General features: G+C 66.5%; 25 protein-coding genes and 1 pseudogene. 15 read left to right on the forward strand and 11 right to left on the reverse strand.

Translation table 11 applies throughout. The features are described 5' to 3' along the window. Window positions 1-99 precede the first annotated feature (99 nt). From TK49_RS20540 to TK49_RS20550, 3 genes and pseudogenes are all read left to right on the forward strand, one after another. A complete protein-coding gene (locus tag TK49_RS20540) occupies window positions 100-1,446 on the forward strand; it encodes an LLM class flavin-dependent oxidoreductase (RefSeq protein WP_045219597.1) in 1,347 nt (448 codons plus the stop codon). Between the two features lie 22 nt (window positions 1,447-1,468). Then, window positions 1,469-2,686, forward strand: a complete 1,218-nt coding sequence (locus tag TK49_RS20545; protein ID WP_045219599.1) for an acyl-CoA dehydrogenase family protein — start codon at window positions 1,469-1,471, stop codon at window positions 2,684-2,686. A 201-nt stretch (window positions 2,687-2,887) separates the two neighbouring features. Then, window positions 2,888-3,624, forward strand: a pseudogene (locus tag TK49_RS20550) (alpha/beta fold hydrolase). A 24-nt stretch (window positions 3,625-3,648) separates the two neighbouring features. Here TK49_RS20550 and TK49_RS20555 read toward each other — a convergent pair. The 10 genes from TK49_RS20555 to TK49_RS20600 form a co-directional block, all read right to left on the reverse strand. Continuing rightward, a complete protein-coding gene (locus TK49_RS20555) occupies window positions 3,649-4,740 on the reverse strand; it encodes an acyl-CoA desaturase (protein ID WP_045219601.1) in 1,092 nt (363 codons plus the stop codon). Further along, entirely contained in the window at window positions 4,724-5,854 is a 1,131-nt protein-coding gene (locus tag TK49_RS20560; RefSeq protein WP_045219602.1) for a sterol desaturase family protein, read from the reverse strand. Before TK49_RS20560 ends, TK49_RS20555 begins: the two co-directional genes overlap by 17 nt. Continuing rightward, a complete protein-coding gene (locus TK49_RS20565) occupies window positions 5,851-6,474 on the reverse strand; it encodes a phosphatase PAP2 family protein (protein ID WP_045219604.1) in 624 nt (207 codons plus the stop codon). The genes TK49_RS20560 and TK49_RS20565 overlap by 4 nt, the downstream gene beginning before the upstream one ends. Beyond that, the gene (locus TK49_RS20570; protein ID WP_082076364.1) at window positions 6,471-7,781 is read right to left on the reverse strand and encodes a F390 synthetase-related protein; all 1,311 of its coding nucleotides are present in this window, start codon (window positions 7,779-7,781) and stop codon (window positions 6,471-6,473) included. The genes TK49_RS20565 and TK49_RS20570 overlap by 4 nt, the downstream gene beginning before the upstream one ends. Further along, the gene (locus TK49_RS20575; RefSeq protein WP_045219607.1) at window positions 7,778-8,584 is read right to left on the reverse strand and encodes an MBL fold metallo-hydrolase; all 807 of its coding nucleotides are present in this window, start codon (window positions 8,582-8,584) and stop codon (window positions 7,778-7,780) included. The genes TK49_RS20570 and TK49_RS20575 overlap by 4 nt, the downstream gene beginning before the upstream one ends. Next, a complete protein-coding gene (locus TK49_RS20580; protein WP_045219609.1) occupies window positions 8,562-9,575 on the reverse strand; it encodes an NAD-dependent epimerase/dehydratase family protein in 1,014 nt (337 codons plus the stop codon). The genes TK49_RS20575 and TK49_RS20580 overlap by 23 nt, the downstream gene beginning before the upstream one ends. After that, window positions 9,572-10,558, reverse strand: coding sequence for a 3-oxoacyl-[acyl-carrier-protein] synthase III C-terminal domain-containing protein (locus tag TK49_RS20585; protein WP_045219610.1), 987 nt, complete (start codon window positions 10,556-10,558; stop codon window positions 9,572-9,574). The genes TK49_RS20580 and TK49_RS20585 overlap by 4 nt, the downstream gene beginning before the upstream one ends. A gap of 158 nt (window positions 10,559-10,716) precedes the next feature. Continuing rightward, a complete protein-coding gene (locus TK49_RS20590; protein WP_082062919.1) occupies window positions 10,717-11,421 on the reverse strand; it encodes a Crp/Fnr family transcriptional regulator in 705 nt (234 codons plus the stop codon). Continuing rightward, window positions 11,414-12,046, reverse strand: coding sequence for a 2-hydroxychromene-2-carboxylate isomerase (locus TK49_RS20595; protein ID WP_045219612.1), 633 nt, complete (start codon window positions 12,044-12,046; stop codon window positions 11,414-11,416). Before TK49_RS20595 ends, TK49_RS20590 begins: the two co-directional genes overlap by 8 nt. Window positions 12,047-12,113: 67 nt before the next feature. Next, window positions 12,114-12,782, reverse strand: coding sequence for a Crp/Fnr family transcriptional regulator (locus TK49_RS20600; RefSeq protein WP_045219614.1), 669 nt, complete (start codon window positions 12,780-12,782; stop codon window positions 12,114-12,116). 240 nt (window positions 12,783-13,022) lie between these two features. Here TK49_RS20600 and TK49_RS20605 point away from each other — a divergent pair, with 240 nt between their 5' ends. The 12 genes from TK49_RS20605 (at window position 13,023) to TK49_RS20650 (ending at window position 24,826) form a co-directional block, all read left to right on the forward strand. Beyond that, complete coding sequence (locus TK49_RS20605; protein WP_045219616.1) at window positions 13,023-14,984, forward strand: AMP-dependent synthetase/ligase; 1,962 nt, start codon at window positions 13,023-13,025, stop codon at window positions 14,982-14,984. A 28-nt stretch (window positions 14,985-15,012) separates the two neighbouring features. Then, entirely contained in the window at window positions 15,013-15,879 is an 867-nt protein-coding gene (locus TK49_RS20610) for an ABC transporter ATP-binding protein (protein ID WP_045219618.1), read from the forward strand. Between the two features lie 30 nt (window positions 15,880-15,909). Next, entirely contained in the window at window positions 15,910-16,824 is a 915-nt protein-coding gene (locus tag TK49_RS20615; RefSeq protein WP_045219620.1) for a branched-chain amino acid ABC transporter permease, read from the forward strand. Window positions 16,825-16,854: 30 nt separating this feature from the next. Next, window positions 16,855-17,931: a branched-chain amino acid ABC transporter permease gene (locus TK49_RS20620; protein WP_045219623.1), complete on the forward strand. Its 1,077-nt coding sequence runs from the start codon at window positions 16,855-16,857 to the stop codon at window positions 17,929-17,931. A gap of 55 nt (window positions 17,932-17,986) precedes the next feature. Continuing rightward, window positions 17,987-19,324 carry an ABC transporter substrate-binding protein gene (locus tag TK49_RS20625; RefSeq protein ID WP_045219625.1) on the forward strand — a complete coding sequence of 446 codons (1,338 nt, stop codon included), beginning with the start codon at window positions 17,987-17,989 and terminating at the stop codon, window positions 19,322-19,324. Between the two features lie 84 nt (window positions 19,325-19,408). Beyond that, window positions 19,409-20,224: an ABC transporter ATP-binding protein gene (locus TK49_RS20630; RefSeq protein ID WP_045219627.1), complete on the forward strand. Its 816-nt coding sequence runs from the start codon at window positions 19,409-19,411 to the stop codon at window positions 20,222-20,224. A 51-nt stretch (window positions 20,225-20,275) separates the two neighbouring features. Then, window positions 20,276-21,526 carry a phenylacetate--CoA ligase family protein gene (locus TK49_RS20635; protein WP_045219629.1) on the forward strand — a complete coding sequence of 417 codons (1,251 nt, stop codon included), beginning with the start codon at window positions 20,276-20,278 and terminating at the stop codon, window positions 21,524-21,526. Between the two features lie 244 nt (window positions 21,527-21,770). Beyond that, window positions 21,771-22,988: a cation:proton antiporter domain-containing protein gene (locus TK49_RS20640; RefSeq protein ID WP_082062920.1), complete on the forward strand. Its 1,218-nt coding sequence runs from the start codon at window positions 21,771-21,773 to the stop codon at window positions 22,986-22,988. A 44-nt stretch (window positions 22,989-23,032) separates the two neighbouring features. Beyond that, on the forward strand, window positions 23,033-23,587 hold the full coding sequence (locus TK49_RS20645; protein WP_045219631.1) for an NADPH-dependent FMN reductase: 555 nt from the start codon (window positions 23,033-23,035) through the stop codon (window positions 23,585-23,587). A 100-nt stretch (window positions 23,588-23,687) separates the two neighbouring features. Continuing rightward, window positions 23,688-23,810, forward strand: coding sequence for a hypothetical protein (locus TK49_RS25110; RefSeq protein ID WP_257983912.1), 123 nt, complete (start codon window positions 23,688-23,690; stop codon window positions 23,808-23,810). Further along, window positions 23,803-24,090, forward strand: a complete 288-nt coding sequence (locus TK49_RS24645; RefSeq protein WP_157774028.1) for a hypothetical protein — start codon at window positions 23,803-23,805, stop codon at window positions 24,088-24,090. Before TK49_RS25110 ends, TK49_RS24645 begins: the two co-directional genes overlap by 8 nt. Window positions 24,091-24,121: 31 nt before the next feature. Beyond that, window positions 24,122-24,826: a GNAT family N-acetyltransferase gene (locus tag TK49_RS20650; protein WP_045219634.1), complete on the forward strand. Its 705-nt coding sequence runs from the start codon at window positions 24,122-24,124 to the stop codon at window positions 24,824-24,826. Between the two features lie 49 nt (window positions 24,827-24,875). On the opposite strand, the gene TK49_RS20655 is transcribed toward TK49_RS20650, so the two are convergent. After that, on the reverse strand, window positions 24,876-25,502 hold the full coding sequence (locus TK49_RS20655) for a FlxA-like family protein (protein WP_240480021.1): 627 nt from the start codon (window positions 25,500-25,502) through the stop codon (window positions 24,876-24,878). Window positions 25,503-25,609 lie beyond the last annotated feature (107 nt).

A 25,609-nucleotide genomic window follows, 5' to 3' on the forward strand; every position in this document is an offset into this window, starting at 1 on the left:
TCACCGCCGTGAATCCGCATATCGAAGCAACGATTGCTTCGTTGGAGCGACACGGCATGGCCGGTATGGTGAGCGCTTGTCCAAGCGCCGAGGTCTCCCGTGAGCGACACGCAGGCACCGCGTCAATTGCACCTGAACGTCAACATCCTGCACTCCGGCTTTGTACCGTCGGCCTGGAGACTGGCCGAGAGCGATCCGTACGCCTTTGCCGACGTGCAGCACTACGTGAAGGTGGCGCGGATTGCCGAGGCGGCCAAGTTCGATGCCGTGTTCCTGGCAGACAACGCCGCCATCGTCGATCAGATCCACTTCAGGCCGATCACCGCGCTGGAACCTACCGTGCTGCTGGCCAGCATCGCAGCGGCCACCACGCACATCGGCCTGATCGGCACGGCATCGACCAGCTACAACGAGCCTTTCAACATCGCCCGGCGCTTTGCCACGCTCGACCATGTGAGCGGCGGCCGCGCGGGCTGGAACGTGGTCACCACCGCCGATCTGCCGTCGGCACGCAATTTCGGCCGGGACACCGTGCCCGACCACACCGAGCGCTATGCCCGCGCCGATGAATTCACGAGCGTCGTCAAGGATCTCTGGAACAGTTGGGAAGACGATGCCTTTGTTGGCGACAAGGCCGGCGGCAGCTTTGTCGATGTGCGGAAGGTGCATCCCATCGCCCATCGTGGCGAGTTCTTTCGTGTGCAGGGCCCCTTGAACCTGCCGCGTTCTCCGCAGGGCTGTCCGGTGCTTGTGCAGGCGGGCGGTTCGGCCGATGGCCGCGAGCTGGCTGCGCGCCACGCGGAGGCCGTGTTCTCCGCATCGCAAGGCTTTGAAGAAGCGCTGGCCTATGCGCGCGGACTCAAGGCACGCGCTCGGGCTTTGGGGCGAGGGCCGGAGGCGATTCGTGTGTTGCCCGGTTTGACCACCATCATCGGTGCCACGCAGGCGCAGGCCCGCGCGCGGCGTGATGCATTGGTCGACCTGATCCCATGGGATTACAGCCTCACGCGGCTGGCCGGCACGCTCGGTGTGCCGGTCGAGCGCCTGCAACTCGACGCACGCCTGCCGGACGATTTGCCGTTGCCCAACAACGGCAATGGCAATCACACGTTTTTCAACGCCACACTGGCATTGGCGCGCAGCCAGCAATTGACGGTACGCGAACTGATTCGCGAACTGGCCGGCGGTGGCGGGCATCGCGTGCTGGTGGGCACGCCCGAGCAGATCGCCGACGACATCGAGCACTGGTTCCGCCACAGCGCGGCCGACGGCTTCAATCTCATGCCCGACGCCTTGCCGGGCGGGCTGCAGGACTTCGTCGATGGCGTGGTGCCCATCCTGCAGCAGCGCGGGCTGTTTCGAACCGAATACGCCGGACACACGCTGCGCGAGCATTTCGGCCTCGCGCGGCCTGTCGGTCGCCCGACCAATCGCGCGGCTGCATAGCCGCTTTCATCGTGCTGATCTTATGAACACGCCACGCGATCTTCATCTCCCCGACCGCCTGCAGGAAGCCCTTGCCGAGCTGCCTGACCTGGCCCAGCGCATCGGGACAGATGCCGCTGCACGCGAAGTGCGGCGCGTGCTGCCGTACGAAGCTTTTGCGCACTTTCGCGCGTCGGGCCTGGGTTTGCTGCGCATTCCCGTGGAGTGGGGCGGTCTGGGCGGCTCGCTCGTCGACCTGTTCGAGACGATCAGCACGCTGGCCGCTCACGAATCGAACGTCGCGCATGCGCTGCGCATTCATTACGACCTGACCGAGGTCATCCGTCTGTCGCCGCTCGATGCGTTTCACCGGACGCAGTTGGATCGGCTGCTGGAGGGCGCCCTCTTTGGCGGCGGTTCAACCGAGCGCGGCACGTCGCGCCCGGGGGAGGTCACCACGACCCTCCAGCGCGACGGCGCCGACTACCGCCTCAGCGGCCGCAAGTACTACACCACCGGCACGGCGTTCGCCGATTACGGCCGCTTCAATGTCAACGATGACGCAGGCGGCAACGTGCAGATCATCATTCCGGTCACGCGCGAGGGCGTGAAGGTGATCGACGACTGGGACGGGATGGGCCAGCGCATGACGGCCAGCGGCAGCATCGTGTTCGAGCACGTGCAGGTGCGCGCAGACGAGGTTGCCTCGCGCGTCAGCAGCTCGCTGGTGGGGCGCCATACCGGTGCGCTGCGCCAGTTGCATCTGGTGGCCGTGGCGGCAGGCATTGTGCGCAATGTGGCGGCCGACGCGCGGCGGTATGTGGTCAACCATGGGCGACCGGTGTTGCACAGCCCGGCGCCGTCCGCGCGGGAGGACCACTTCATCCAGCAGGTGGTGGGCGACATTGCCGCACACAGCCATGCCATCGATGCCCTGGTGCGCGAGAACGCGCGCGTGCTGGATCGATCCGCCGACGCGATCCGCGATGAAGCGGAAAACGCCGACGCGCTGGTGCTGGAAGGCGCGCTGGCCACGGCGCAAACGCAGCTGGTTGTCGGCAAGCTGGCGCTGCATGCCGCGCAGCAGCTCTTTGAAGCGGGCGGTGCATCCATGACGGCGCGCGCGCACAACCTTGACCGTCACTGGCGCAACCTGCGGACGATCTTCAGCCACAACCCGTTGCTGCACAAGGCGCGGGTGGTGGGGGATTACCACCTCAATGGCGAAACGCAGCACCTGAAGGAAGGCCGCGTTTTCTGACCATTGAGCCGGTGCTGCCCCGGCTGCACTGTTCAAGGCGCTGCCCACCGCCTCTGCGTCGTACATCATGACGCGCCGCGCTGGGCGGTGATGCGCCGCTCATGGCCGGCATCACCGCCGCGCAGACAGTGATGGCCGTGGCGGCCATGCCGGCCGTGATGACGCTTCAAGGCCGTCTCCATCGCAGTGCTGGCACTTGGCATGGCCGTCAGTGCGCCCCTGCTGGCCGCCACGGTGGCCGACGCCGATCCACCTTCCGTCGTGATCGTGCACGGCGCCTTGCCGATGGATCCGACTGGGCCAAGGTGATCCCGCTGCTGCAGGCCAAGGGCGTGAAGGTGCAGGCGGTGCAGAACGGGCTGAACTCGCTGGCCGACGACGTGGCCGCCACGCGCCGCGCCGTCGGCAACCAGCCGGGCAAGGCCGTGCTGGTGGGGCATTCATGGGGCGGCACGGTCATCACCGAAGCCGGTGCTGACAGCAAGGTGGCCGGCCTCGTGTACGTGGCGGCGTTTGCGCCGGACGCTGGCCAGTCGACGGAAGAGGTGGGCAAGGACTACGCGCCCGCGCCGGGCATCGGCAAGCTCGTCGCCGACGCCAACGGCTATCTGTCACTGCCCGCTGCGGCGCTGGCGAGCGACTTTGCGCAGGATGTGCCCGCCGCGCAGGCACGCGTGATGGCCGCGACGCAAGGTCCCATCAAGGCCACGGCATTTGGCGAGCGCACCACGGTGGCGGCATGGCAAAGCAAGCCGTCGTGGTTCATCGTCAGCGCGCACGACTGTATGATCCAGCCGGATCTGGAACGCGCCATGGCCAGGAAGATTGGCGCCAAGGTGACGACACTGCCGACGAGCCACGTGCCGCAGCAGTCGCGGCCGCAAGATGTGGCAAAGGTGATTCTGGATGCGGTGCACGCGGTTGAGGCGCGCAACTGAGGCCGCGCGCGTGTTGCCTGCGCGTCAGTTCGGGCGTTGACCCATGGCGCGCAGGAAGGTCTGCTGCGCGGTCAGCAACTCGCGGTAGGTGAGCGCGCGGTAGTCAAGCCCATGGGCGCGCGCCACCTCCGCCACGCGTGCAGCCAGCGCCGGATAGTGCCGGTGGCTATACGTCGGGAAGAGGTGATGCGTGAGGTGCCAGTTCAGGCCCCCGAGCCAGTAGCCGATCCACGCCGGTTGCGGTTGCCAGTCGCACGCGGTGTGGAACGCATGCTCGTGCCACGTGTGCGGCAGCTGGCCCGATTCGGGCGGCAGATAGAACGTCACGTCCGCCCAGTGCGTGCCCAGGATCAACGCGACCAGCACGCATGACGCCAGCATCTGCCCCGCGAAGTAGCCGAACGCCACCCAGCCCCAGCCGAGGCCGAGCCGATGTGCCATCCAGGCCGGCACCGCCACCGCAATGAGCAAGTGCAACGCCTTCGCAGACAGGAACGTCATCCAGCCGCGCAGGCCGGGCAGCACGCGATCCGCCGCCAGCGGCGTGAGGCCAAGGCGATCCGACCAGTCGTAGATCCAGTTGATGTAGGGCAGCGACAGTGCAGCAATCAGCGGCCAGTAGCGATGCTGATAGCGAAACTGCGGATACCACGGCTGAAAGGGCGTCTGCCGCAGGAAGCGGTTTGCAGCGGTGTCGAGGTCGTAGTGCTCCACGTTGGCATGCGCGTGGTGATAGTGCACGTGGCGCACCGTCCAGTAGGCCGGTTCGATGCCGAGCGGGATGGCGGTCACACGCGTCATGAGGCGGTCCAGCCATGCCCAGGGGGAGAGCGCCCGATGCGCGCCGTCGTGCAGCACGTTCATGGCCAGCAGCATCGCGATGAACGGAAAGGCCATGTAGGCGAGCACGAAAGCCGTCGCATGCGTGGCCGTGACCATGGCGCCATACAGCAGCGCGGATACCGCAACGAGGGAGGCGCCCTTGGCAATGAACTGCACATCGGCAAAGCGATGGTCGCCGTGCGCCTGCAGATGATCGTGCGCGGCACGGCGCAAATCTTCGGCCAGCGAGGAGGCGCGCGGCGAAGCGTAGCGGAGCTTAGCGAGATTCGGCATGCGGCGAAGAAGAGAGCGGCGATTCGGTCCGCAGCGCGTGCCACAGGCCGCAAGCAAGACCATGCAACCCGAGCGCAAAGGCCAACGTGTCGGACAATGCATCGCCCGCGCCGCATATGCCGATCATCAGCACGGGCAGCGCAAGCGCCAGCAGCGGCCAAAGCCAGCGTCCCCAGCCTCGCCCATCCGACAAACCGCCCAGCGCCAGCGTGAGGAGCAGGATGAGCGCGAACCAGACCGCTTGCCAGTGACCGGGCCACAGGCCGTCGGTGCGCACATAGTCGATCACCACGCCAAACAGCAGCACACCGCCGGTGGCGATCCAGCCGGCGGGCGTGGTGCGCGTATCGCGTTGCAGATGCGGCGTATGCAGCCCCAGCCATTGCAATGCCGGCACCACGTTGGCCCAGAACGGGTTGTCGCTGTGGGTGGGCTTGTGCACGCCATAGCGGATCGGCACGTCGGCCAGCGCGCGCTGATAGGTGCCGAACAGCTTGTCCCACAGCAGCAGCGTGCCGCCGAAGTTGCGGTCGATGTATTCCGGGTTGCAGCCGTGATGCACGCGGTGGTTGGCGGGCGTGACCATCAAGCGGTCCAACACGCCCGAGCGCCCGACCAGTCCGCAGTGGTTGTAGAACTGCACCGAGTAATGCAGGCCCGACACCGCCACGAACATTTCCGGCGTGACGCCGATCAGCGCCAGCGGCACGAAGAACGGCAGCGATGTCAGCGACGACAGCCACGCGTTGCGCACGCCCAGCGAGAGGTTGAAATGCTCGCCCTCGTGATGTACGGCGTGGATCGCCCACAGAAAGCCGAGCTTGTGGTGCATGCGGTGCAGCCAGTAGAAGCCGAGATCCCATGCGACAAACGCGAAGGCCCAACCCGCAACCGGGTGCCAGCCATCCACCCAATGCAGGCTGGCATGGGCATATAGCCACGTGAAGCCCGCGACTTCCACGCCGCGGCACAGCCACATCAGCACGTGGCCGGAGTTGAGGTTGAGGATGACGTCGCGCCACGGCAGCGGCTGGCCGCGCCACCACTTGAGGGCAGCGAGTTCCAGCAGCACGCAGCCGAGCATCAATGCAAGCGGCAGGGCAAAGGCATTCATGTGGACACCGGTTCGATGGAGAGCGTTGACGCGCGCCGCGCCAACCATAGACGGACAGCCGCGCCGCACAGCACACCCACGGCTACGCCTGCCGACAGGTCAAGTGCGACGTGCCGGCGCGTCTGGATCGTGGCGTACAGGATGCCGAGTCCCCAGGCTGCGGCGAGCGCCGTGCGCATCGGCCTGCGCGAATCCGCCAGCGCCCACACCGAGAGCAGCGTGAGCGCCCCATGCAGAGAGGGCAGGCAGTTCTGGCTCGAATCCATCGCGATCAGCATGCGCTGCACGCTGCCGGGCAACGATGCATCCGCCAGCGGCGGGTAGTGCAGCGTGGTCGGCCACAGCATGAACACCGCACCGCTCACGAGCGCGCTCATCTGCATGGCGCGTTCCAGCCAAGGCAGCCGCGACACGTCGGCCCGCAGATACGCCAGCGGAATCAGCACGAAGAACGACACGTACAGCCAGATGCCCGACGTGCTGAACGGAATGGCGCGGTCCAGTGCAGTCTCGGGCACGATCGTGCCAACGCCTTGCAGCGCTCCGCAGAGACCATAGACGAGGCCCACCGAACACCAGCCCAAGGCCATATGACGCAGGCGCGTGGCAAGCGGGCTCATCGTGACGCTCCCGGCGCCGCGAGCCGGACGATGCGGCGGCGCTTGGTGGTGAAATCGGTGGCGATGCGCTCGGGCGTGGCGTGCCACGTCACGCGCGATGCATCGACACCTTGGCAGGCGAAGACATCGGTCAGGTGCGCCCGGCACGCGCGTGCAATGTCGGCGTCGGCCGGGTGAATGGACAACGCGAGCGTGTTCGCATCGGTCTGCACCAGGCGGTAATCCGCGTGCAGCGGCAGCGCCTGTGCCAGCGCCCGCGAACACACGTCGGCAAACAGCGTGACGGTGCCGCCGCCCAGCGCGGGCAGGACCAGCGTATCGTCGCAGCGGCCTTCGATACGCTCGATGGCCATCGCCGGGTTGCCGCAGGGGCAGGCGCCCAGCGCCGGGTCGCGGCGGATGAGGATGTCATCGAGCCGGTAGCGCACGATGGGCTGCGTGCGGCGTGTGAAATCGGTAATGACGGGGACGAAGCGGCGCGCGTCCAGCCATTGCGGCTCGATGTGCACGTGCGCTTCGTTCAGGTGCAGCGTGCCGTGCGGGCAGGTCGCGCCCAGAAAGCCTTCGGTGGCCTGATAGACCTCACCGACGTTGCCAAAGGCCTGTGCAAGCAGTGCGCGGTCCATCGGTTCCAGCACTTCGGCGCCGGACAGCACCTGCACGGGCGCGATGTCGAGCCGGCCGGCAAGCTTCTCCATGGCAAGCGCACGCAGCACCTGCGCCGGCCCCACGATGATGGTCGGCTGCAATGCTTCCAGCGGCGCGCGGTGCGATTCGAACGGCGCAAACAGATCAAAGAACGAGAACGTCAGCCACGGGTTGCGCACGGCGGTGTACAGATTGCTGTTCGCGCGCAGGAACAGCGCGACGCGCTCGCCGTGCAACAGCCCGCGCGGCAGCAGCTTGGCGAGCAGGATGCCGGCCCACTGCGCACGCTCGGTCGGGCTGACAACGAATACGCCGCGTCCGCCGGAGGTGCCTGACGACAAGCCCACTGAATACGCACCGACCGTCGGCCGGAAATCGCGTGACTGCTCGGCCTGTTGCGCGCAGGCCAGCACGTCGTTCAGGCGCAGGCCGGCGGTGTTCATGGCGTCGAAATTGCCCATCATCGTGGCCTTGTCCATCAACGGCCATTCGTGCATCGGCTTCGATGCGAACGGGCGGAAATACGGGCTGCGGGTCAGCACGCGTTGCGTGAAGCGCGAGATCTGCCGCTGCTGGTGCGCTTCCAGCGCGGCGCGATCAGGCAGCCGCAGCCAGCGCGTTTGCCAGTACGACCACAGCAGGCGGTGCAACGCCGTCACAACGCCCCCTCGTGTGTGAGCAGGATGCGCACGTGGCCGCCCGCATTGAGCGCGTGCAGCTTGCGCAGCGTGTCGAAGTAGGCATGGCGGTCTTCCATGATCGAGTACGCCAATACCGACGGCCCACGCAGCTCCCGATAGCTCAGCGGCGACCAGGCGGCGTCGGCGGCCAGCAGCACCCAGCCTTCCTGCGTGCGCACGAACGCGCCAAGGTGCCCCGCGGCGTGGCCGGGCAGCGGCACGAGCAGCACGTCGCCGTTGCTGTCGGGCAAGGCCCAGGCGGACGTGAATGGCGCCAGCTCCGGCGGCAGCGCGACTTGCTCGAACTGTTCGACAAAGCGCGTGCGCGTTTCAAAATCTTCGGGAATCAGCCCCGGCACGAAAGCGCGCCGCAACGCGGAAACGCCACGCAGCGCGCGCAGGTGCATCCATCCCTCGCCGGAGCAGATGACCGGCACGCCCGGAAAGTCGCGCAGGCCGGCAACGTGGTCGCCGTGGAAATGCGAGACGATCAATCCATCCAGATCAGCCGGGCGCACGCCCTGTTGCGCAAGCTGCACCGCCATGGATTCCGACGTGTCGAAATACACGGGCGTGACCTTGCGATAGATCGCAAACAGGCCACTGCGCGTGTGGTCATGAAAATGCGAGGCGTAGCCCGTGTCCCACAGCCAGCGCCGCCCGGCGGCTTCGATCAGCCAGGCGCGTGCGGGAAACGCGCAGGTGCGCAGTCCCGCGCCGCGCAGCGCCACACACGCGGTATGCGTGCAGTACCCGGCTTCAAAAACGGACAACGTTGCCATGTTCACGTAACCAGTGAGCCGTGCGGCGGATGCCTTCGGCCATGTCGATGGGCGGCACGTAGCCGAGTTCGATGCGCGCGCGGTCGTTGGCGAGCGTCATGTCGTAGTGGAGGGCCGCGGCGCTGTAGCGCGTGAGCAGCGGCTCGCGGTGCGTGACGGCGCTGCCGGCTTCCATGACGCGTGCGGCCAATGCCATGGCCGGATACGGCACCGCGCGGATGCGATAACGCAGGCCGAGCTGCTGCCCTAGCAGTTGATCGAGCAGATCGCGCAGCGTGGCAGGCGCATGGTTGGTGATGTTGTAGGCGGCGCCGGAAGGCACGCTCGCTGTGGTGGCGCACTGCATGGCATGCACCACGTTTTCCAGATAGGTCAGATCCATGCGCGCCGCGCCGCCACGGGGCAGGGGCAGCACGCCGCCGCGCAGCTCCAGCAAGTGCAGGATGCGCGGCAGGACCACGCGATCGTGCGGGCCGAACAGCCCGCGCGGCCGCAGGATGACGAAGTGCGTGCGGTGCTGCGTGGCGACCTGCTGCAGGATGGCCGCTTCTGCCAGCATCTTCGTCGCCGCGTAATGATTGGCGAAGCGCGCAGGACGATAGTTCTCGGGCAGATCGGCGTGATGCTGGTAGTCGAAATAGATCGACGGTGTGGAGATATGCACGAAGCGGCGGACGCCACGCTTGACGGCACCTTCGGCGAGCGCCGCCGTGGCGCGCACATTGGCCGCGTAGAAGTCTGCATACGCACCCCACGGCGATGACAGCGCCGCGCAATGCCAGACCGTGTCGACACCGTCGAGCAGCGCATCCAGCGTGGCCGCTGTCAGCTGTGCCAGATCGGCCGGCACATAGTCTGCGCCACGGGCGGCAAAGGCGTCGCGTTGCGTGGCATCGCGCCCCGTCGCGCGCACGCGGGCGCCTTGCGCGAGCAGCGCGTCGACCGCGTTGCGGCCGAGCCCACCGGTGGCGCCCGTCACCAGCGTCGTCATAGCGTCAGCACCATGCCGCCGAGCGTCAGGCCGGCCGCCGTGCCGACCAGCAGCACCGGTTTGCCGGGCTCGATGCGTTGGGTCGTCACCGCTTCATGCAGCGCGGTGGGAATCGACGCGGCTACCTGGTTGCCGTGCTGCGCGTAGATATCGACCACGCTGGCTTCAGGCACGCCCAACCGCTTGCGCAGATGCTGCATCCCCAGGTGGCTCGCCTGGTGCGGCACGACGACATGCATGTCGCCCAGCGTGTATTGGCTGCCCGCGAACAGCCGATCGAGGAAACCGTCCATCAGTTGCGCGGCGAGCTTGAATACGCGCTTGCCATCCATGTGAAACAGGTAATCGGTCGGTTGCGCACCGGTGCGCGGGTTGCGGCGCGTGCCGCCCGCGCGGATTTCGCAATAGGTTTTGCCGGCGGGGTACGTCTCCATGCGGTAGGCGTGGATGCCCGCGCCGGATTGCGACGGTGCCGCTTCAACGATGACCGCCGCTGCGCCGTCGCCAAAGATCAATGCGGTCTCGGCGTCGTCCCAGTCGATGCCGCGCGAGGCGAGGTCGGACGCCACCACGGCGATGCGCTTGTACGCGCCCGTCGTCAGGAGGCTGCCCGCCACATGCAGCGCCGTCACGAAGCTCAGACAACTCGCATTGACATCAAACGCAGGCGTGCCGGCCGGCAGCCCGGCGGGCTCGAGGATGTGCGCGGCCGTGTTGGGCAGCGCCTGTTCTTGCACGCCCGAGGCGGAGATCAGCAGGTCGATGGACGCAGCCGGAACATCGGCGCGGCGCAGTGCATCGCGCACGGCAGCGCCGGCGAGTTCCGACTGGCGCTCGGCCAGCGTGGCATGGTGGCGAACGTCGATGCCGGACTTCTTGCGCACGTACCCCGCCCGATGCCCGAGGCGGGCATCCAGTTCAGCGGACGTGACTTGTTGCTCCGGCAACGCCTTGCCGGTGGAAAGCAGATGAATCGGCAGCATAGATGCGGGCACGCACGGGGTGCGCGGCCCTGTTCCCTCTTCCGGCTGCCGCGCGCGCGGGGCGCATGCCGCAGCTTAGTGATCTTGTTTTGTTGCGCCGCGATTCTAGCGGGAGGACCGCGCCCGGCGAGATGAAAATTCGTTAATAGTGGTGACGTTCAGGCGCCGTAGCTGCGCAGCCGGTCGAGGTCGACGACCGTCACCCCGCCATATTCCAGCCGCACCACACCGTCCCTCTCCAGGGCCTTGAGCGACTGGTTGGCTGCCTGGCGCGTCATGCCAGAGAGCAGGCCGAGCTCTTCCTGCGTGATCTCGAGGTGGTCGCCGGCGCTGGGGTAGAGGACCGGGTTGAACAGCGAGGCAATGCAGCGCGCGAGCCGCGGCGTGGTATCGAGCATGCGGTCGTACTCGAGCAGCGCCATGAAGTGGCCGAGCCGCTCGTTGAGCTGCCGCACCAGGAAGCGGTTGAACGCGACGCTGTTCTGCACGAGCCACTGGAACGTCGCGCGGTTCATGAAGGCCATGCGCGTGTCGCGCAGCGCGATGATGTCGTAGCGGCGCGGCTCGTTCTTGAGCAAGGAGCCCTCGCCGAACCAGCCGCCGGCCGTGACCCCCGTAAAGGTGACGTTGCGCCCCTCCGGTGACACCGTGCCGATCTTCACCAGGCCGCTGACCACGCCCGTCCAGGAGTCCAGCACCGTGTCTTTCGCGCAGATGCAGCTGCCGCGCTCGTAGGTGCGCTCGATGATGCCGGTGCTGGCGCGCTCGGCTTCGTCGGCGGGCAGGTCGATCGACCACGCCGCAATGTGGGCCAGCCGCGCGCGGTTGATGCCCGGGCGCGCGGCGTCCTGCGGCTCACGCACGCTGCACGCCCACCGGCAGCGTGCTGATGCGGTGGACTTCCGGGGTGGAGAGCCAGTCGGTCGATTGGCACCGGAGGAACAGGGCCGTCGCGTCCTCGCCCCAGAACAGCTCGCCGTCGGCCGCAAGTGTCGGCACGCCGAACACGCCCAGCGCGATGGCGGCATCGGTGTGGTGCCGCAGTGCCTCCTTGACGGACGGCTGCTCGACGGCGGACACCCCTTGTGCAAAGCCGACGGCCTCGCACAGCGCTGCAAAGCCTTCGGTCGACCCGACATCGTGCCCGTCGCGCCAGATGTGCCGGAACACGGCGCGCACGGCTTCCAGTGAACCGCCCATGGCGATGGTCAGCCGCAAGGCCTTGATGGGGTTGAACGGATGGGCCGGCGGCATGCGAAACGGAATGCCCAGCTGCTGCGCACGGAACAGCGCATGCCGATATGTGAACACGCGCTTGGCGCCGATCTCTGCCGGGCCTTTCTGGCCCCAGTGATTCAGGATGGCGCCGAGCACCACGGGGCGCGGCGCGATGACGATGTCCGAGGGCAGCTTGTCGAACTGCTCGAGCTGCAGGTAGGCAAATGGCGAGATGACATCGAAGAACCAGTCGACAGTCTTGGCGGGCATGCGGGTCTCCTCCGGTGCGGTGTTGGCGGTGAGTGTCGCACGGTGCAGGCGTTTGTGCAGAGGGTGGCTACTCGCCGTACTGCCTGAGGCCGACGAGGTCGCGCACCTCGATCACACCGTAATCCACCCTGACCAGCCCCTGCTGTTCGAGCACCTTCAGGGCCTGGTTGGCGCGCTGGCGCGAGATGCCCGCCAGCAGCCCGATCTCTTCCTGCGAGATCTCGAGCGTGTTGCCCAGCCGCGGATACAGCAGCTCGTTGAACAGCGACGACACGGCTCGTGCCACGCGCGAATCAATGTCGAGCAGCCGTTCGTACTCGACCGCCGCAATGAACTGGCCGAGCCGCTCGTTCAGCTGCATCAGGAGGAAGCGGGTGAAGGGCAGGCTCGTGTCGAGCAGCCATTGGAAGGTCTCGCGCGGGATGAAGGCGATGCGGGAGCGGCGCAGCGCCATCACGTCGTACTTGCGCACTTCGTGCTTGAGCACGGCGCCTTCGCCGAACCAGCCGCCGGTCGGCACCCCGGTAAACGTGACGGACTTGCCGGATGGCGACACCGTGGTGATCTTGACCAGCCCGTCGACCACGCCCATCCACTCCTCGGCGCGCTCACCCTTGTGGCTGATGTAGTCGCCCGGGCCGTATTCGCGCACGTAGGTGGCCTGCCGTACGCGCTCGCGTTGTTCCGCGCTCAGGTCCGCTGCCCACGCGCAGTGGTCGATGAAGTCATTCGGCATGGGTTTTGGGAGTTCCTGTAGGGATTAACCCGGAATTGTCACCGGCGCGACATCCGGCCAAAAAGGCGTGGACTATCTTACCGTCACGATTGAGGCCGGGCACCAGAACGAACGCTCGTGCGGAAAATCAGCCTGCGAAGACGGGCGGCATACACGAACGGGTGGTTGGACACCCGAGCCTGGACACCAGCAGCAGAAGCGGCCTCCCGGTCAGGGAGGCGAAAGGGACAGGAGACACGCATGCAGGATTCGTCGGCGACGACTTTTCCGCGACTGCTGCTGGCGCACGCCCAGAGCAGGCCAGGCCACCCGGCCTATCGCGAGAAGGATCTCGGCATCTGGCAGACCACGACGTGGGCGCAGGTGGCGCAGGAAGTGCGCGCGCTTGCTTGCGGCCTGGCGGCGCTGGGCTTCGAGCGCGGCATGAACCTGGCCGTGGTCGGCGACAACCGTCCGCGCCTGTACTGGGCGATGACGGCCGCCCAGGCGCTGGGCGGCGTGCCCATCCCGCTCTACCAGGATGCGGTGGCCGCGGAAATGCTGCATGTGCTGGCCGATGCCGAGATCGCGTTTGCCATTGCCGAAGACCAGGAGCAGGTCGACAAGCTGCTCGAGCTGCAGCCGCAACTCGCGGCGCAGGCGCGTCCGCTGCAATGGATCGTCTACGAAGACCCGCGCGGCCTGCGCGACTACGACGATGCCGAGCTGATGTCGTATGAGCGCATCCAGGAGATCGGCCGCGAGTTCGACCGCACGCATCCGGGCTTCTACGAGGCGGCCGTGGGGGCCGGCGCGCCCGATGACACGGCCATCATCCTCTACACCTCCGGCACCACCGGCAAGCCCAAGGGGGTGTGCCACGCACACCGCAGCCTGATTGCCGTGGCCACGCGCGGCTGCGCCTTTGACGGCCTGCATGCCGATGACGACGTGCTGTCCTACCTGCCGATGGCGTGGGTGGGCGACAACCTGTTTTCGTATGCGCAGGCCATGGTGGCCGGCTTTACCGTCAACTGCCCCGAGTCGCGCGAGACGGTGATGACCGACCTGCGCGAGATCGGCCCGACTTACTACTTCGCGCCGCCGCGCATCTACGAAGGCCTGCTCACGCAGGTGATGATCCGCATGGAAGACGCGGGCTGGATCAAGCGCAGGCTGTTCGACTGGGCGATGCGCGTGGCACGGCGCTGCGGTACGCAGATTCTCGACGGGCAGCCCGTCGCTGCGCTGGACCGCGCGCGCTATGCGCTGGGCGAACTGCTGATCTATGGGCCGCTGCGCAACGTGCTCGGCATGAGCCGCATCCGCGTGGCGTATACCGCCGGCGAGGCGATCGGGCCGGACCTGTTCCGCTTCTACCGCTCCATCGGCGTGAACGTGAAGCAGTTCTACGGCCAGACGGAGACCTGCGCCTATGTCTGCCTGCAGCCCGATGGCCAGGTCAAGTTCGATTCCGTGGGGCCGGCCGCGCCGGGCATGGAGATCCGCATTGCCGACAGCGGCGAGGTGCTGGTGCGCGGCGTGGGCCTGCTCAAGGGCTACTACAAGCGCGACGACGCCACGCGCGAGGCAATCGACGCCGACGGCTATTTCATGACCGGCGACGCGGGCCTCATCGACGCCGACGGCCACCTGCGGATCATCGATCGCGCCAAGGATGTCGGCAGGCTGGCCGACGGTTCGATGTTCGCGCCCAAGTACATCGAGAACAAGCTCAAGTTCTTCCCGTACATCAAGGAAGCCGTGGCCTTTGGCGCCGATCGCGACCGGGTCTGCGTGTTCATCAACATCGACTTCGAGGCCGTGGGCAACTGGGCCGAGCGCCGCCATCTGCCGTACGCCGGCTATATCGACCTGGCCGGGCAGCCGCAGGTGATCGAGATGATTGCCGAGTGCGTGGCGCAGGTGAATGCCGACCTGGCGGAGGACCCGATGCTGTCGGGTTCGCAGATCGCGCGTTTCCTGATCCTGCACAAGGAGCTGGACCCGGACGACGACGAGCTGACGCGCACGCGCAAGGTGCGCCGCCGCTACATCGCCGAGAAGTACGCCGTGCTGATCGACGCGCTGTATGCGGGCAGGCAGGAGCAGTTCATCGAGACGCGCGTCCGGTTTGAAGACGGCCGCGAGGGGAGTGTCAGCGCAACGCTGAAGCTGGTGGACGCGAAGATCGTGCCGCCGGTCCAGCGCAAGGCGGCATAGATCAACAGACCGCCGCACGGGGAACAACATGACGCAAATGGCATGGCAAGGCGTGGCGAGGCAGACCGGCGCGGGCATCGGGCTGCCGGGGGGCCGGGCGCAGGCGGGTCTCGGCCCGCTGCAAGGCGACGTGCTGCTCGACCTGCAGCACATCTCGCTGTCGTTTGGCGGGGTGAAGGCGCTGACCGATATCTCGTTCGACATTCGCGCGCACGAGATCCGGGCGATCATCGGGCCGAACGGCGCGGGCAAGAGCTCCATGCTGAACGTCATCAACGGTGTCTACCACCCGCAGCAGGGCCGCATCGTGTTCCGCGGCGAGGAGCGCCGCCGCATGAACCCGACCGCCATGGCACGGCAGGGCATTGCGCGCACGTTCCAGAACATCGCGCTGTTCAAGGGCATGACGGTGCTCGACAACATCATGACGGGGCGCAACACGCTGTTCCGCAGCAACCTGTTCGCCAATGCCGTGTGGTTCGGCCCCGCGCGCCGCGAAGAGATGCGCCACCGCCGCAAGGTCGAAGAGGTGATCGACTTCCTGGAGATCCAGGCGATCCGCAAGACGCCGGTGGGGCGCCTGCCGTACGGCCTGCAGAAGCGCGTGGAGCTGGGCCGTGCGCTGGCGGCCGAGCCGTCGATGTTGCTGCTCGACGAGCCGATGGCCGGCATGAACGTGGAAGAAAAGCAGGACATGTGCCGCTTCATCCTCGACGTCAACCGGCAGTTCGGGACCACCATCGTGCTGATCGAGCATGACATGGGCGTGGTGATGGACATCTCCGACCGCGTGGTGGTGCTCGACTACGGCAAGAAGATCGGCGACGGCACGCCCGACGAGGTCAAGGCCAACCCCGAGGTCATCCGCGCCTATCTTGGGCAGTCCCACGCCTGACAACCGAAGCGTGCAGCAGGAGCACACGACATGAGTTTCTTCCTTGAAGTGCTGGTGGGCGGGCTGTTGTCCGGGCTGATGTATTCGCTGGTGGCGCTGGGCTTCGTGCTCATCTACAAGGCTTCCGGCGTATTCAATTTTGCGCAGGGCGCGATGGTCTACTTTGCGGCGCTGGCCGTGGTCGGGCTGATGGACAAGGGCTTGCCGATCTGGGCGGCTGCCATCGGCGCGTTCGGCATCATGATCGTGGTGGGCATGGCAACCGAACGCCTGGTGCTGCGCAAGCTGGTGAACCAGCCACCCATTACGCTGTTCATGGCGACCATCGGCCTGTCGTTCTTCCTGGAGGGTCTCGGGCCGATGCTGTTCGGCAACGAGGTTCGCCCCATCGATCTGGGCATCGTCGACGAACCGATCGAGGCGATCCTCACGCATCTGAACATGGTCGTGTCGAAGTTCGACCTGACCTCGGCGCTGATCGCGGGCTTGCTGGTCGGGGTGCTCGCGCTGTTCTTCCAGTACACACGGGTGGGGCGTGCGCTGCGCGCCGTGGCGGATGACCACCAGGCCGCGCTGTCGCTGGGCATTCCGCTGCAGCACATCTGGGCGATCGTGTGGGGCGTGGCAGGGTTCGTGGCGCTGGTGGCCGGCATGCTGTGGGGTTCGCGCAATGGCGTGCAGTTCGCGCTCACGCTGACCGCGCTCAAGGCGCTGCCCGTGCTGATCCTGGGAGGCTTTACTTCCGTGCCGGGCGCGATTGTCGGCGGGCTGATCATCGGCGCATCCGAAAAACTCGCCGAGATCTATGTCCCGCCGGTGTTCCAGTCGATGTTCGGCGGCAATTTCGGCGGCATCGAGGGATGGTTCCCGTATGTGTTCGCGCTGCTGTTCCTGCTGGTCCGCCCGGAAGGGCTGTTCGGCGAGCGGCATATCGACCGCGTTTGACGCCCACGTTGCGCTTTTCAGGAGACGCGCATGTTCTATCGCGAAGCCGGCCAGTTCAAGACCAGCTATGAGGCCGACAGCCAGGTCTTCCCGATCCGGCAGGACCGCATCGGCGTGGCCGTGCTGCTGGCGGTGGCCTTTGTGGGAATTCCGCTGGTGGGCTCGGAGTATTGGTTCTCGGCCATCCTGATCCCGTTCCTGATCTTTTCGCTCGCGGCGCTGGGGCTCAACATCCTTACGGGATATGCGGGCCAGCTGTCGCTCGGTACGGCGGCGTTCATGGCGGTGGGCGCGTATGCCGCATACAACTTCCAGCTGCGCGTGGAGGGAATGCCGGTGCTGCTGACGTTCGTACTGGCAGGCTTGAGCGCGGCGCTCGTGGGCGTGGCCTTCGGCCTGCCGTCGCTGCGCATCAAGGGCTTCTACCTGGCGGTGGCCACGCTGGCTGCGCAGTTCTTCGTGGTGTGGGTGCTCACGAAGTTTCCCTGGTTCTCGAACAACAGCTCCTCGGGCGTGATCACGGCGCAGCGGCTCGACCTGTTTGGCGTGCCCATCGATACACCGGTCAAGCGGTATCTGTTCGTGCTCGGCATCGTTGCGGTGATGGCCATGGTGGCGAAGAACCTCGTGCGCTCCTCCACCGGCCGCGCGTGGATGTCGGTGCGCGACATGGACGTGGCGGCCGAGGTGATCGGCATTCCGCTCATGCGAACCAAGCTCGCGGCCTTTGCCGTGAGCTCGTTCTACTGCGGCGTGGCGGGGGCGCTGTATGCGTTCTGCTATCTCGGCTCGGTCGAGCCCGACGGCTTCTCGCTCGACCTGTCGTTCCGCGTGCTGTTCATGATCATCATCGGCGGCGTGGGGTCGATCCTGGGCTCGTTCCTCGGGGCGGCGTTCATCCTGCTGTTGCCGATCTTCCTGGACAACGTGCTGCCGCCGCTGGCCGCACTGCTGCATCTGCCGTTCACCAACGCGACGGTGTCGCACATCCAGCTGATGGTGTTTGGCGCGCTGATCATCTTCTTCCTGATCGTCGAGCCGCACGGGCTGGCGCGGCTGTGGCAGATCGGCAAGGAGAAGCTGCGCCTGTGGCCATTCCCGCATTGAGATCACGTAGTCACCACCAAAACGAAATCCACCTGCCAAGGTGAAGGAGAAGGTCATGAACATGCTGGTTAGCAAACTGCAACGCAGTGCCGCGGCGCTCGGAATGGCGGCCGCACTGGTGTCGCTGGCGGCGCCCGTGCAGGCGCAGACCGCCGAGCAGTTCATCGCGATCCCGAGCTATCGTGTCGGGCCCTATGGCACCAACGGGCAGTCGTGGTACGGCGGGTTTGTCGACTACCTGACCTACGTCAATCTCAAGGAGGGGGGCGTCAACGGCGTCAAGCTCGCGTGGGAAGAGTGCGAGACCGAATACAACAACGCCAAAGGCGTGGAGTGCTACGAGCGCCTGAAGGCGCGCAGCAGCGCCTCGCACGGGACGGCGTATCACGTCATGTCCACCGGCATTTCGTATGCGCTGGTCGACAAGACCGCCGCCGACAAGGTGCCGCTGGTCATGATGGGCTACGGGCGCACCGATGCCGTGGATGGCTCGGTGTTTCCGTATGCGTTTCCGCTCGTGACGACGTACCAGATGCAGGCCTCGGCCATCGTCAAGTACCTCGCGGACAAGAACAAGGGGTCGCTGGCGGGCAAGAAGATCGTCTACCTGTATCACGACTCGGCCTATGGCAAGGAGCCGATCGTCGCGCTCGAGGCGGAGGCCAAGCTCGGCAAGTTCAACCTGGTGGAGATCCCGGTGGCGCACCCCGGCAACGAGCAGGGGGCGCAGTGGCTGAAGATCCGCCAGGAGAACCCCGACTACGTCATCTTCTGGGGCTGGGGCGTGATGAACCAGACCGCGCTGAAGGCCGCGCAGAAGGTCGGGTACCCGCGCGACAAGATGGTCGGCTCCTGGTGGGCCGGGTCGGAGGAAGACACCATCCCGGCCGGTGAAGCCGCCAAGGGGTACCTGAGCGCAACCTGGAACGTGGCCGGCAAGAACGTGCCGCTCATCGCCGACATCGACAAGGTGGTGTACGGCGCCGGCAAGGGCAACATGCAGAACGCGTCGAAGGTGGGCTCCGTGCTGTACAACCGCGGCGTGTCTGCGGCCGTGGTGACGGTGGAGGCCATCCGCGTGGCGCAGGCGAAGTTCGGCAAGGGCAAGGTCATGAACGGCGAGCAGATGCGCTGGGCATTCGAGAACCTGAACCTGGGCAGCGCGCGCCTGCAGCAGCTCGGGGCCACGGGTCTGCTGCCGGAAATCCAGACCAGCTGCAGCAACCACGAGGGCTCGGGCAAGGTGAAGATCCAGCAGTGGGACGGCAGCAAGTGGGTCGTGGTGTCTGACTGGGTGGAGGGCAACAAGGGCCTCGTCCATCCGCTGTTCAAGGCGACCGCCGCGCAGTACGCGAAGGAGAAGGGCATCACGCCGGCGTGCGTGAAATCCTGAACCCGCACCGGCCGCCTCGTCCGCCGGCGTGGGGCGAGGCGCGGCCTGACTGCACCCTCTTTTCGACCCACTTTGCACCGCACCATGAGCCTGCTGACTGTCAACAACATCGAGGTCATCTACGACCACGTCATCCTGGTACTCAAGGGCGTTTCGCTTGCGGTGCCCGAGGGGGGCATCGTCGCGCTGCTGGGCGCCAATGGCGCCGGCAAGACGACCACGCTCAAAGCCATCTCGAACCTGCTGCATGCCGAACGCGGCGACGTGACCAAGGGATCGATCGAGTACCGCGGCAGCCGCGTCGATCAGCTCACGCCCAATGACCTCGTGCGGCGCGGCGTGATCCAGGTCATGGAAGGGCGCCACTGCTTCGCGCATCTGACGATCGAAGAGAACCTGCTGACCGGCGCGTACACGCGTCACTTCTCGCGCGCCCAGACCCGAGACGCGCTCGAACGCATCTACGCGTACTTCCCCCGTCTGAAGACGCGGCGCAAGTCGCAGGCCGGCTACACCTCGGGCGGCGAGCAGCAGATGTGCGCCATCGGCCGCGCCATGATGGCGGCGCCGCAGATGATCCTGCTCGACGAGCCGTCGATGGGGCTGGCGCCGCAGATCGTCGAAGAGATCTTCGAGATCGTGCGCGATCTCAACCAGCGCGAGAAGGTCAGCTTCCTGCTCGCTGAGCAGAACACCATGGTGGCGCTGCGCCATGCCGACTACGGCTACATCCTCGAGAACGGCCGCGTGGTGATGGACGGCACGGCCGAAGCGCTGCGCAACAACGAAGACGTCAAGGAGTTCTACCTGGGCGTGGCCGCCAATGATGACGAGGCAGGCGCGCGCCAGTCCTTCCGCGACATCAAGAGCTACCGCCGGCGCAAGCGCTGGCTGGCCTGAAGCGACCCGAACCCGCCCGTCTTCCCGAACACCTCCAACCGCCTGCCCACCATGCCGGAACATTTCGATGCCCTCGAGACGCGCGCGCCTGAACTGCGCGAACAGGCGCTGTTTGCCGCGCTGTCCAAGCAGATCGCGCATGCGCAGACGAATGCGCCGTACTTTGCGCAGCGGTTGCGCGATGTCGACCCGCAGGCCGTGACGTCGCGCGCGGCGCTGGCGGCGTTGCCGGTCACGCGCAAATCGGAACTGGCGGGCATGCAGAAGTTGTCGCCGCCGCTGGGCGGACTGAACGCCACGCCGCTGGGCGGCCTGCGCCACGTGTTTCAGTCGCCCGGGCCCATCCATGAGCCCGATGGTCACGGGCCCGACTGGTGGCGCACGGCGCGGGCGCTGTTTGCCGCCGGATTCCGCGCGGGGGACCTCGTCTACAACACGTTTTCGTATCACTTCACGCCGGCGGGGCTGATGATGGAATCCGGCGCGCACCGGCTGGGCTGCTGTGTGTTTCCGGCCGGCGTCGGCCAGACCGAGATGCAGGTGCAGGCCTTGTCGATGCTCAAGCCCACTGCGTACGTGGGCACGCCGTCGTTCCTGCGCATCCTGCTCGAGAAGAGCGCCGAGGCAGGCCAGCCCTGTGCAAGCCTCACCAAGGCCGTCGTCTCGGGCGAGGCGCTGCCGCCGTCGCTGCGCGAATGGCTCGCTGCGCAAGGCGTGGTGGTGCACCAGATGTACGGTTCGGCCGACCTGGGCCTCATCGCCTATGAGGCCGACGGCAGCGACGGCTGGGTCGTCGACGAGAACGTGCTGGTGGAGATCGTCGAGCCGGGGGGCACGCAGCCGATGCCGGAGGGGGAGGTGGGTGAAGTGGTGGTCACCGTGCTCGGCAATGGAGACTATCCGCTGATCCGCTTCGGCACCGGCGACCTGTCGGCCATCGTGGCTGGCTCTTCGCGGCAGGCCAGCCCATGCGGGCGCACGAACATCCGCCTCAAGGGCTGGCTGGGCCGCGCCGACCAGACCACCAAGGTCAAGGGCATGTTCGTGCATCCCGGGCAGGTGGCGGAGGTGGTGCGCCGGCATCCGGAGATCCGCGCCGCACGGCTTGTGGTGTCGGGCACGCCGGGCGTCGACGTCATGACGCTGCACTGCGACGCCACTGGCGATGATGCCGGCCTGCGTGAAGCCGTGGCCTGCTCGCTGCGCGAGGTGACGCGGCTGCGCGGCGAGGTGCGCTTCGTGGCGGCAGGCTCGCTACCGCAAGACGGCAAGCTGATCGAAGACGCACGCGACTACGCCTGAGCGCATCTGGCGTGCATTGCCGGCCGCGTGCCGGCAACTGCCATCCGTTGACGGTGCCGGCGGCGTTGGCACCGCTCTTGCGCCTGCCCATGCGTGCGGTACGGCCCGCTAAGCGAAATCCCGTATATTCGTCCTCCGTGTGACGCTGGCCGAACAAACCGGCGTGCGCGCTGTCGCATCTTGGCCGGCTCCGCCGCGCCGCTGTCTCCCCCATCCTCGATCCGCCCCGACGTCACAGCAACGCATGCACGTAGAGACCCCGCTCATCTCCACCATCATCGGCGGCCTTGTGCTGGCCTTCATCTTCGGCACCATCGCGCAGCGGCTGCGCCTGCCGCCGCTGGTGGGCTACCTCATGGCGGGCGTGGTGGCCGGCCCCTTTACCCCGGGCTTCGTGGCCGACCAGAGCCTTGCCCCGCAGCTGGCGGAGCTGGGCGTGATCCTGCTGATGTTCGGCGTGGGGCTGCACTTCTCGATGAAGGAGCTGCTGGCCGTCAAGGCCATCGCCATTCCGGGCGCCATCGGGCAGATTGCGCTGGCCACGCTCATGGGCATGGGGCTGGCGTGGCTGCTCGGATGGGACTGGGGGCCGGGGCTGGTGTTCGGGCTGGCGCTGTCGGTGGCGAGTACCGTGGTGCTGCTCAAGGCGCTGGAAGACCGCGGCCTGGACCACTCGCACGAGGGCCATATCGCCGTCGGCTGGCTGATCGTGGAAGACCTCGTGATGGTGGTCACGCTCGTGCTGTTGCCGGCGCTGGCCGGCGCGCTTGGCGGCGCGGGCAGCACGTCGGTCAGCGCGTGGGACATCGCCAAGGTGCTCGCGATCACGCTCTCCAAGGTGGTGGCATTCGCGGCGCTGATGCTGGTGGTCGGCCGCCGCGTGATTCCGTGGATGCTCGAGCGCATCGTCATGACAGGCAGCCGTGAGCTGTTCCGCTTGGGCGTGCTCGCTACGGCGCTGGGCGTGGCGTATGGGGCGACCGTGCTGTTTGGCGTGTCGTTCGCTCTGGGCGCGTTCTTTGCAGGCATGGTCCTGGCCGAATCGGAGTTCAGCCAGCGCGCGGCCGAGGAGTCGCTGCCGCTGCGCGATGCGTTTGCGGTGCTGTTCTTTGTGTCGGTGGGCATGCTGTTCGACCCCCGCGTGCTCGTCGAAGACACGTGGGCGGTGCTGGGCACGGTCCTGATCGTGGTGATGGGCAAGTCGCTGGCAGCGTTTGCGGTGGTGCGGGCGTTCGGGCACGGCAACCGCACGGCGCTCACGATCTCGGCGAGCCTCGCGCAGATCGGCGAGTTTTCGTTCATCCTGATCGGGCTGGGCATCGGCCTGGAGATCCTGCCGGTGCGCGCGCGCGGGTTGCTGCTTGCGGCGGCGATCCTGTCGATCCTGCTCAATCCGCTCATGTTTGCCCTGATCGACCGCATCAAGCGCGAGGTCGCCGCCGAGCCCGCTGGGGCCGATTGAGTTTCAAGGCCGTCCCCAACCGTTTTTGCCAACGAGGAGTGTTCATGAGCCATCTGACTATCGGGGTGATCGTCGGCAGCCTGCGCAAGGCGTCGTTCAATCGCCAACTGGCGCAGGCGCTGGTCGGCCTTCTGCCTTCGGGCGCGCAGGCGCAGTTCATCGAGATCGGTGAGCTGCCGCTCTACAACCAGGATCTGGACAGCAACCTGCCCGAGCCCGTGCAGCGCTTCAAGGCGGCCGTGGCGGGTGTGGACGCCATCCTGTTCGTCACGCCGGAATACAACCGCGGCATCCCGGGCGTGCTCAAGAACGCGATCGACTGGGGTTCGCGGCCGTATGGCCAGAGTGTGTGGGGCGGCAAGCTGGCCGGCGTTGCGGGGGCGTCGCCGGGCGCCATCGGGACGGCCCTGTCGCAAGCACAGTTGCGCAACGTGTTGTCGGCGTTGGGGGTGCAGGTCTTGCCCCTGCCGGAGGTGTTCTTCCACTTTGCCGGAGAACCCTTCGACGCGCAGGGCGGGGTGGTGGATGCGCGGACGCGCCAGTTCCTGCAGGGATTCGTCGACCGATTCGTTCAGTGGGCAGGCGCCAAGCGCGCCTGACGCATCGATCGACTGGGGTTCAGGGCCGGGCGGGCAGCGATATCCCGCCCGGCCGTGTTGCTTCGAGGGCCCGGATCAGGCCAGGAAAGCGGCGGCGCTGATGAGCCAGCCTGCTGCGACGCAGCTTGCGATCCAGGCGGCCATGACGGCGCCGATATCCAACCATTTCATCATCGTTCTCCTTACAGCACTTGCATTGCTTGTTCAGGCAATCGATGTCTGAACAACTGTTACGCAGTGTAGGTGTTGCAATGCGGAAGAACAATATCGCGACGGGTGAACAGACTGTTCCAAAGGTAACAACAAATTTCAGCGCTGGCGTGGTGCGGCCTGCGCATGTCGGGGCCCTGCCGCGCTGTGTCCTGGCCGTTGCTGCGACGCAACAATTGGCTGGGTCCGAGGGCGTTTCCGGCGATGCGATGTTGGCGCTCTGTTGCGGCGTGGCTCCTCAGATGGCGTTCGCCATGGCTCTTTTCATGGAGCCACGAGATTCGGTACGGTAATGCGGATCCTGTCCACCCCCTCGCTGCGCGCATGACCACCCTGAACGCCTACCAACAGCCCATCGGCACGCCGATGCCCGACTGGACCGCGCGTCCGCTGCCGCCGCACACGCCGCTGCCTGGGCGGTACTGCCGCCTGGAGCCGCTCGACGCCGTGCGCCATGCCGATGCGCTGTTCGAAGCCGCCCGCCAGGCGCCCGACGACCGCCACTGGACGTACCTGATGGAAGGGCCGTTTGCCGACGCCGCATCCCACCGTGCCTATGTGGAGCGCATTGCGGCCAAGCGGGATCCACTGCAGTACGCCGTGATCGACGCGCAGACGGATCGCGCCGTCGGCACGCTGGCATTGATGCGCATCACGCCCGAGCACGGCGTGGTGGAGGTCGGTGCCGTGACGTTTTCGCCGTTGCTGCAACGCACCCCCGCGTCGACGGAAGCGCAGTTCCTGCTCATGAAGCACGTCTTTGAAGACCTGGGCTATCGCCGTTACGAATGGAAGTGCGACAGCCTGAATGCGCCGTCGCGTCAGGCTGCACTGCGGCTCGGCTTCCAGTTTGAGGGGATCTTCCGCCAGGCGGTCGTCTACAAGGGGCGCAGCCGCGATACGGCGTGGTTTTCCATCATCGATGCCGATTGGCCGCAGCTGCGGACGGCCTTCGAGCGGTGGCTCTCGCCCGAGAATTTCGATGCGCAGGGGCGGCAGCGCATGTCGCTCAGTGCGCTGCGTGCTTAGTCCATAGCGCGCTGCGGGCTCTGCGCGGCGCGCGAGGGCCGTTCCAGCGTCAGGCGCGCAGGGAAACCAGCGGCGGCTCGGCCGGGGTGAGCGCTTCGGCGCTGGCCGGATGCGCGGGCTGGGCCTGTTCCACGCGGCGGGCCTGCAAGCGGGCGTCGGTCACGCTCGATGTGCCGGTGACCTTGTCTGTCGTGCGCGCCTTGGTGGCCACCTCGGCACTGCCGGTGTCCGCGGACTTGCGCGTTTCCAACCGCGTCTCGGCCTGCTCCAGCCCTTTCTGGGCCTGAAGGCGGGCGATCTGCGCCTGCACGATCTGAATCTGCTGGCTCAGCATCTGCATCTGCTGCTTCTTCTGCTCGGCCGGCAATCCCTGCCCGGCCAGGTCTGCCATCGACTTCTGCAGGTTCTTGAGCTGCCGTTGCAGCCGTTCGATTTCATTGGCCGAGCCGCTCCCGCCGCCCGAAGCGCCGGTGGCCACAGTGCCAGAAACGGACGAGGAAGTGAGTTGCATTGCCATCTCGCTGATCAGTACGCCCTTGATCGGATGGCCGAGCGAAAACTTTAGCGGTCGCGGCGACTTTCTTTGCTGCTGCTGCGTTCTGGCAGATAGAATTAAATTCCGACTAAAGAAACAAAAAGCGAGAAGACTCGTTGGATACTTGGCGACGTTCGCCATGCTGCCCCGGCTTCTACGGGTTTACGTCTGTTATCCCGGCTCAAGATGCTGCGTAAAATAGAACAGGATTCTGTACAACAGAACGACAAAGAGGCAACGCATTCAAG

It is taken from the genome of Ralstonia mannitolilytica (genome assembly GCF_000954135.1).
GTDB classification, from domain to species: domain Bacteria; phylum Pseudomonadota; class Gammaproteobacteria; order Burkholderiales; family Burkholderiaceae; genus Ralstonia; species Ralstonia mannitolilytica.

Bases quoted from the DNA above. Each gene is read 5' to 3' on its own strand.
- TK49_RS20545 (WP_045219599.1), top strand. From the start codon at position 1,469: ATGAACACGCCACGCGATCTTCATCTCCCCGACCGCCTGCAGGAAGCC.
- TK49_RS20555 (WP_045219601.1), bottom strand. From the start codon at position 4,740: ATGCCGAATCTCGCTAAGCTCCGCTACGCTTCGCCGCGCGCCTCCTCG.
- TK49_RS20560 (WP_045219602.1), bottom strand. From the start codon at position 5,854: ATGAATGCCTTTGCCCTGCCGCTTGCATTGATGCTCGGCTGCGTGCTG.
- TK49_RS20565 (WP_045219604.1), bottom strand. From the start codon at position 6,474: ATGAGCCCGCTTGCCACGCGCCTGCGTCATATGGCCTTGGGCTGGTGT.
- TK49_RS20575 (WP_045219607.1), bottom strand. From the start codon at position 8,584: ATGGCAACGTTGTCCGTTTTTGAAGCCGGGTACTGCACGCATACCGCG.
- TK49_RS20580 (WP_045219609.1), bottom strand. From the start codon at position 9,575: ATGACGACGCTGGTGACGGGCGCCACCGGTGGGCTCGGCCGCAACGCG.
- TK49_RS20585 (WP_045219610.1), bottom strand. From the start codon at position 10,558: ATGCTGCCGATTCATCTGCTTTCCACCGGCAAGGCGTTGCCGGAGCAA.
- TK49_RS20595 (WP_045219612.1), bottom strand. From the start codon at position 12,046: ATGCCCGCCAAGACTGTCGACTGGTTCTTCGATGTCATCTCGCCATTT.
- TK49_RS20600 (WP_045219614.1), bottom strand. From the start codon at position 12,782: ATGCCGAATGACTTCATCGACCACTGCGCGTGGGCAGCGGACCTGAGC.
- TK49_RS20605 (WP_045219616.1), top strand. From the start codon at position 13,023: ATGCAGGATTCGTCGGCGACGACTTTTCCGCGACTGCTGCTGGCGCAC.
- TK49_RS20610 (WP_045219618.1), top strand. From the start codon at position 15,013: ATGACGCAAATGGCATGGCAAGGCGTGGCGAGGCAGACCGGCGCGGGC.
- TK49_RS20615 (WP_045219620.1), top strand. From the start codon at position 15,910: ATGAGTTTCTTCCTTGAAGTGCTGGTGGGCGGGCTGTTGTCCGGGCTG.
- TK49_RS20620 (WP_045219623.1), top strand. From the start codon at position 16,855: ATGTTCTATCGCGAAGCCGGCCAGTTCAAGACCAGCTATGAGGCCGAC.
- TK49_RS20625 (WP_045219625.1), top strand. From the start codon at position 17,987: ATGAACATGCTGGTTAGCAAACTGCAACGCAGTGCCGCGGCGCTCGGA.
- TK49_RS20630 (WP_045219627.1), top strand. From the start codon at position 19,409: ATGAGCCTGCTGACTGTCAACAACATCGAGGTCATCTACGACCACGTC.
- TK49_RS20635 (WP_045219629.1), top strand. From the start codon at position 20,276: ATGCCGGAACATTTCGATGCCCTCGAGACGCGCGCGCCTGAACTGCGC.
- TK49_RS20640 (WP_082062920.1), top strand. From the start codon at position 21,771: ATGCACGTAGAGACCCCGCTCATCTCCACCATCATCGGCGGCCTTGTG.
- TK49_RS20645 (WP_045219631.1), top strand. From the start codon at position 23,033: ATGAGCCATCTGACTATCGGGGTGATCGTCGGCAGCCTGCGCAAGGCG.
- TK49_RS25110 (WP_257983912.1), top strand. From the start codon at position 23,688: ATGAGCCAGCCTGCTGCGACGCAGCTTGCGATCCAGGCGGCCATGACG.
- TK49_RS24645 (WP_157774028.1), top strand. From the start codon at position 23,803: ATGTCTGAACAACTGTTACGCAGTGTAGGTGTTGCAATGCGGAAGAAC.
- TK49_RS20650 (WP_045219634.1), top strand. From the start codon at position 24,122: ATGACCACCCTGAACGCCTACCAACAGCCCATCGGCACGCCGATGCCC.
- TK49_RS20655 (WP_240480021.1), bottom strand. From the start codon at position 25,502: ATGGCGAACGTCGCCAAGTATCCAACGAGTCTTCTCGCTTTTTGTTTC.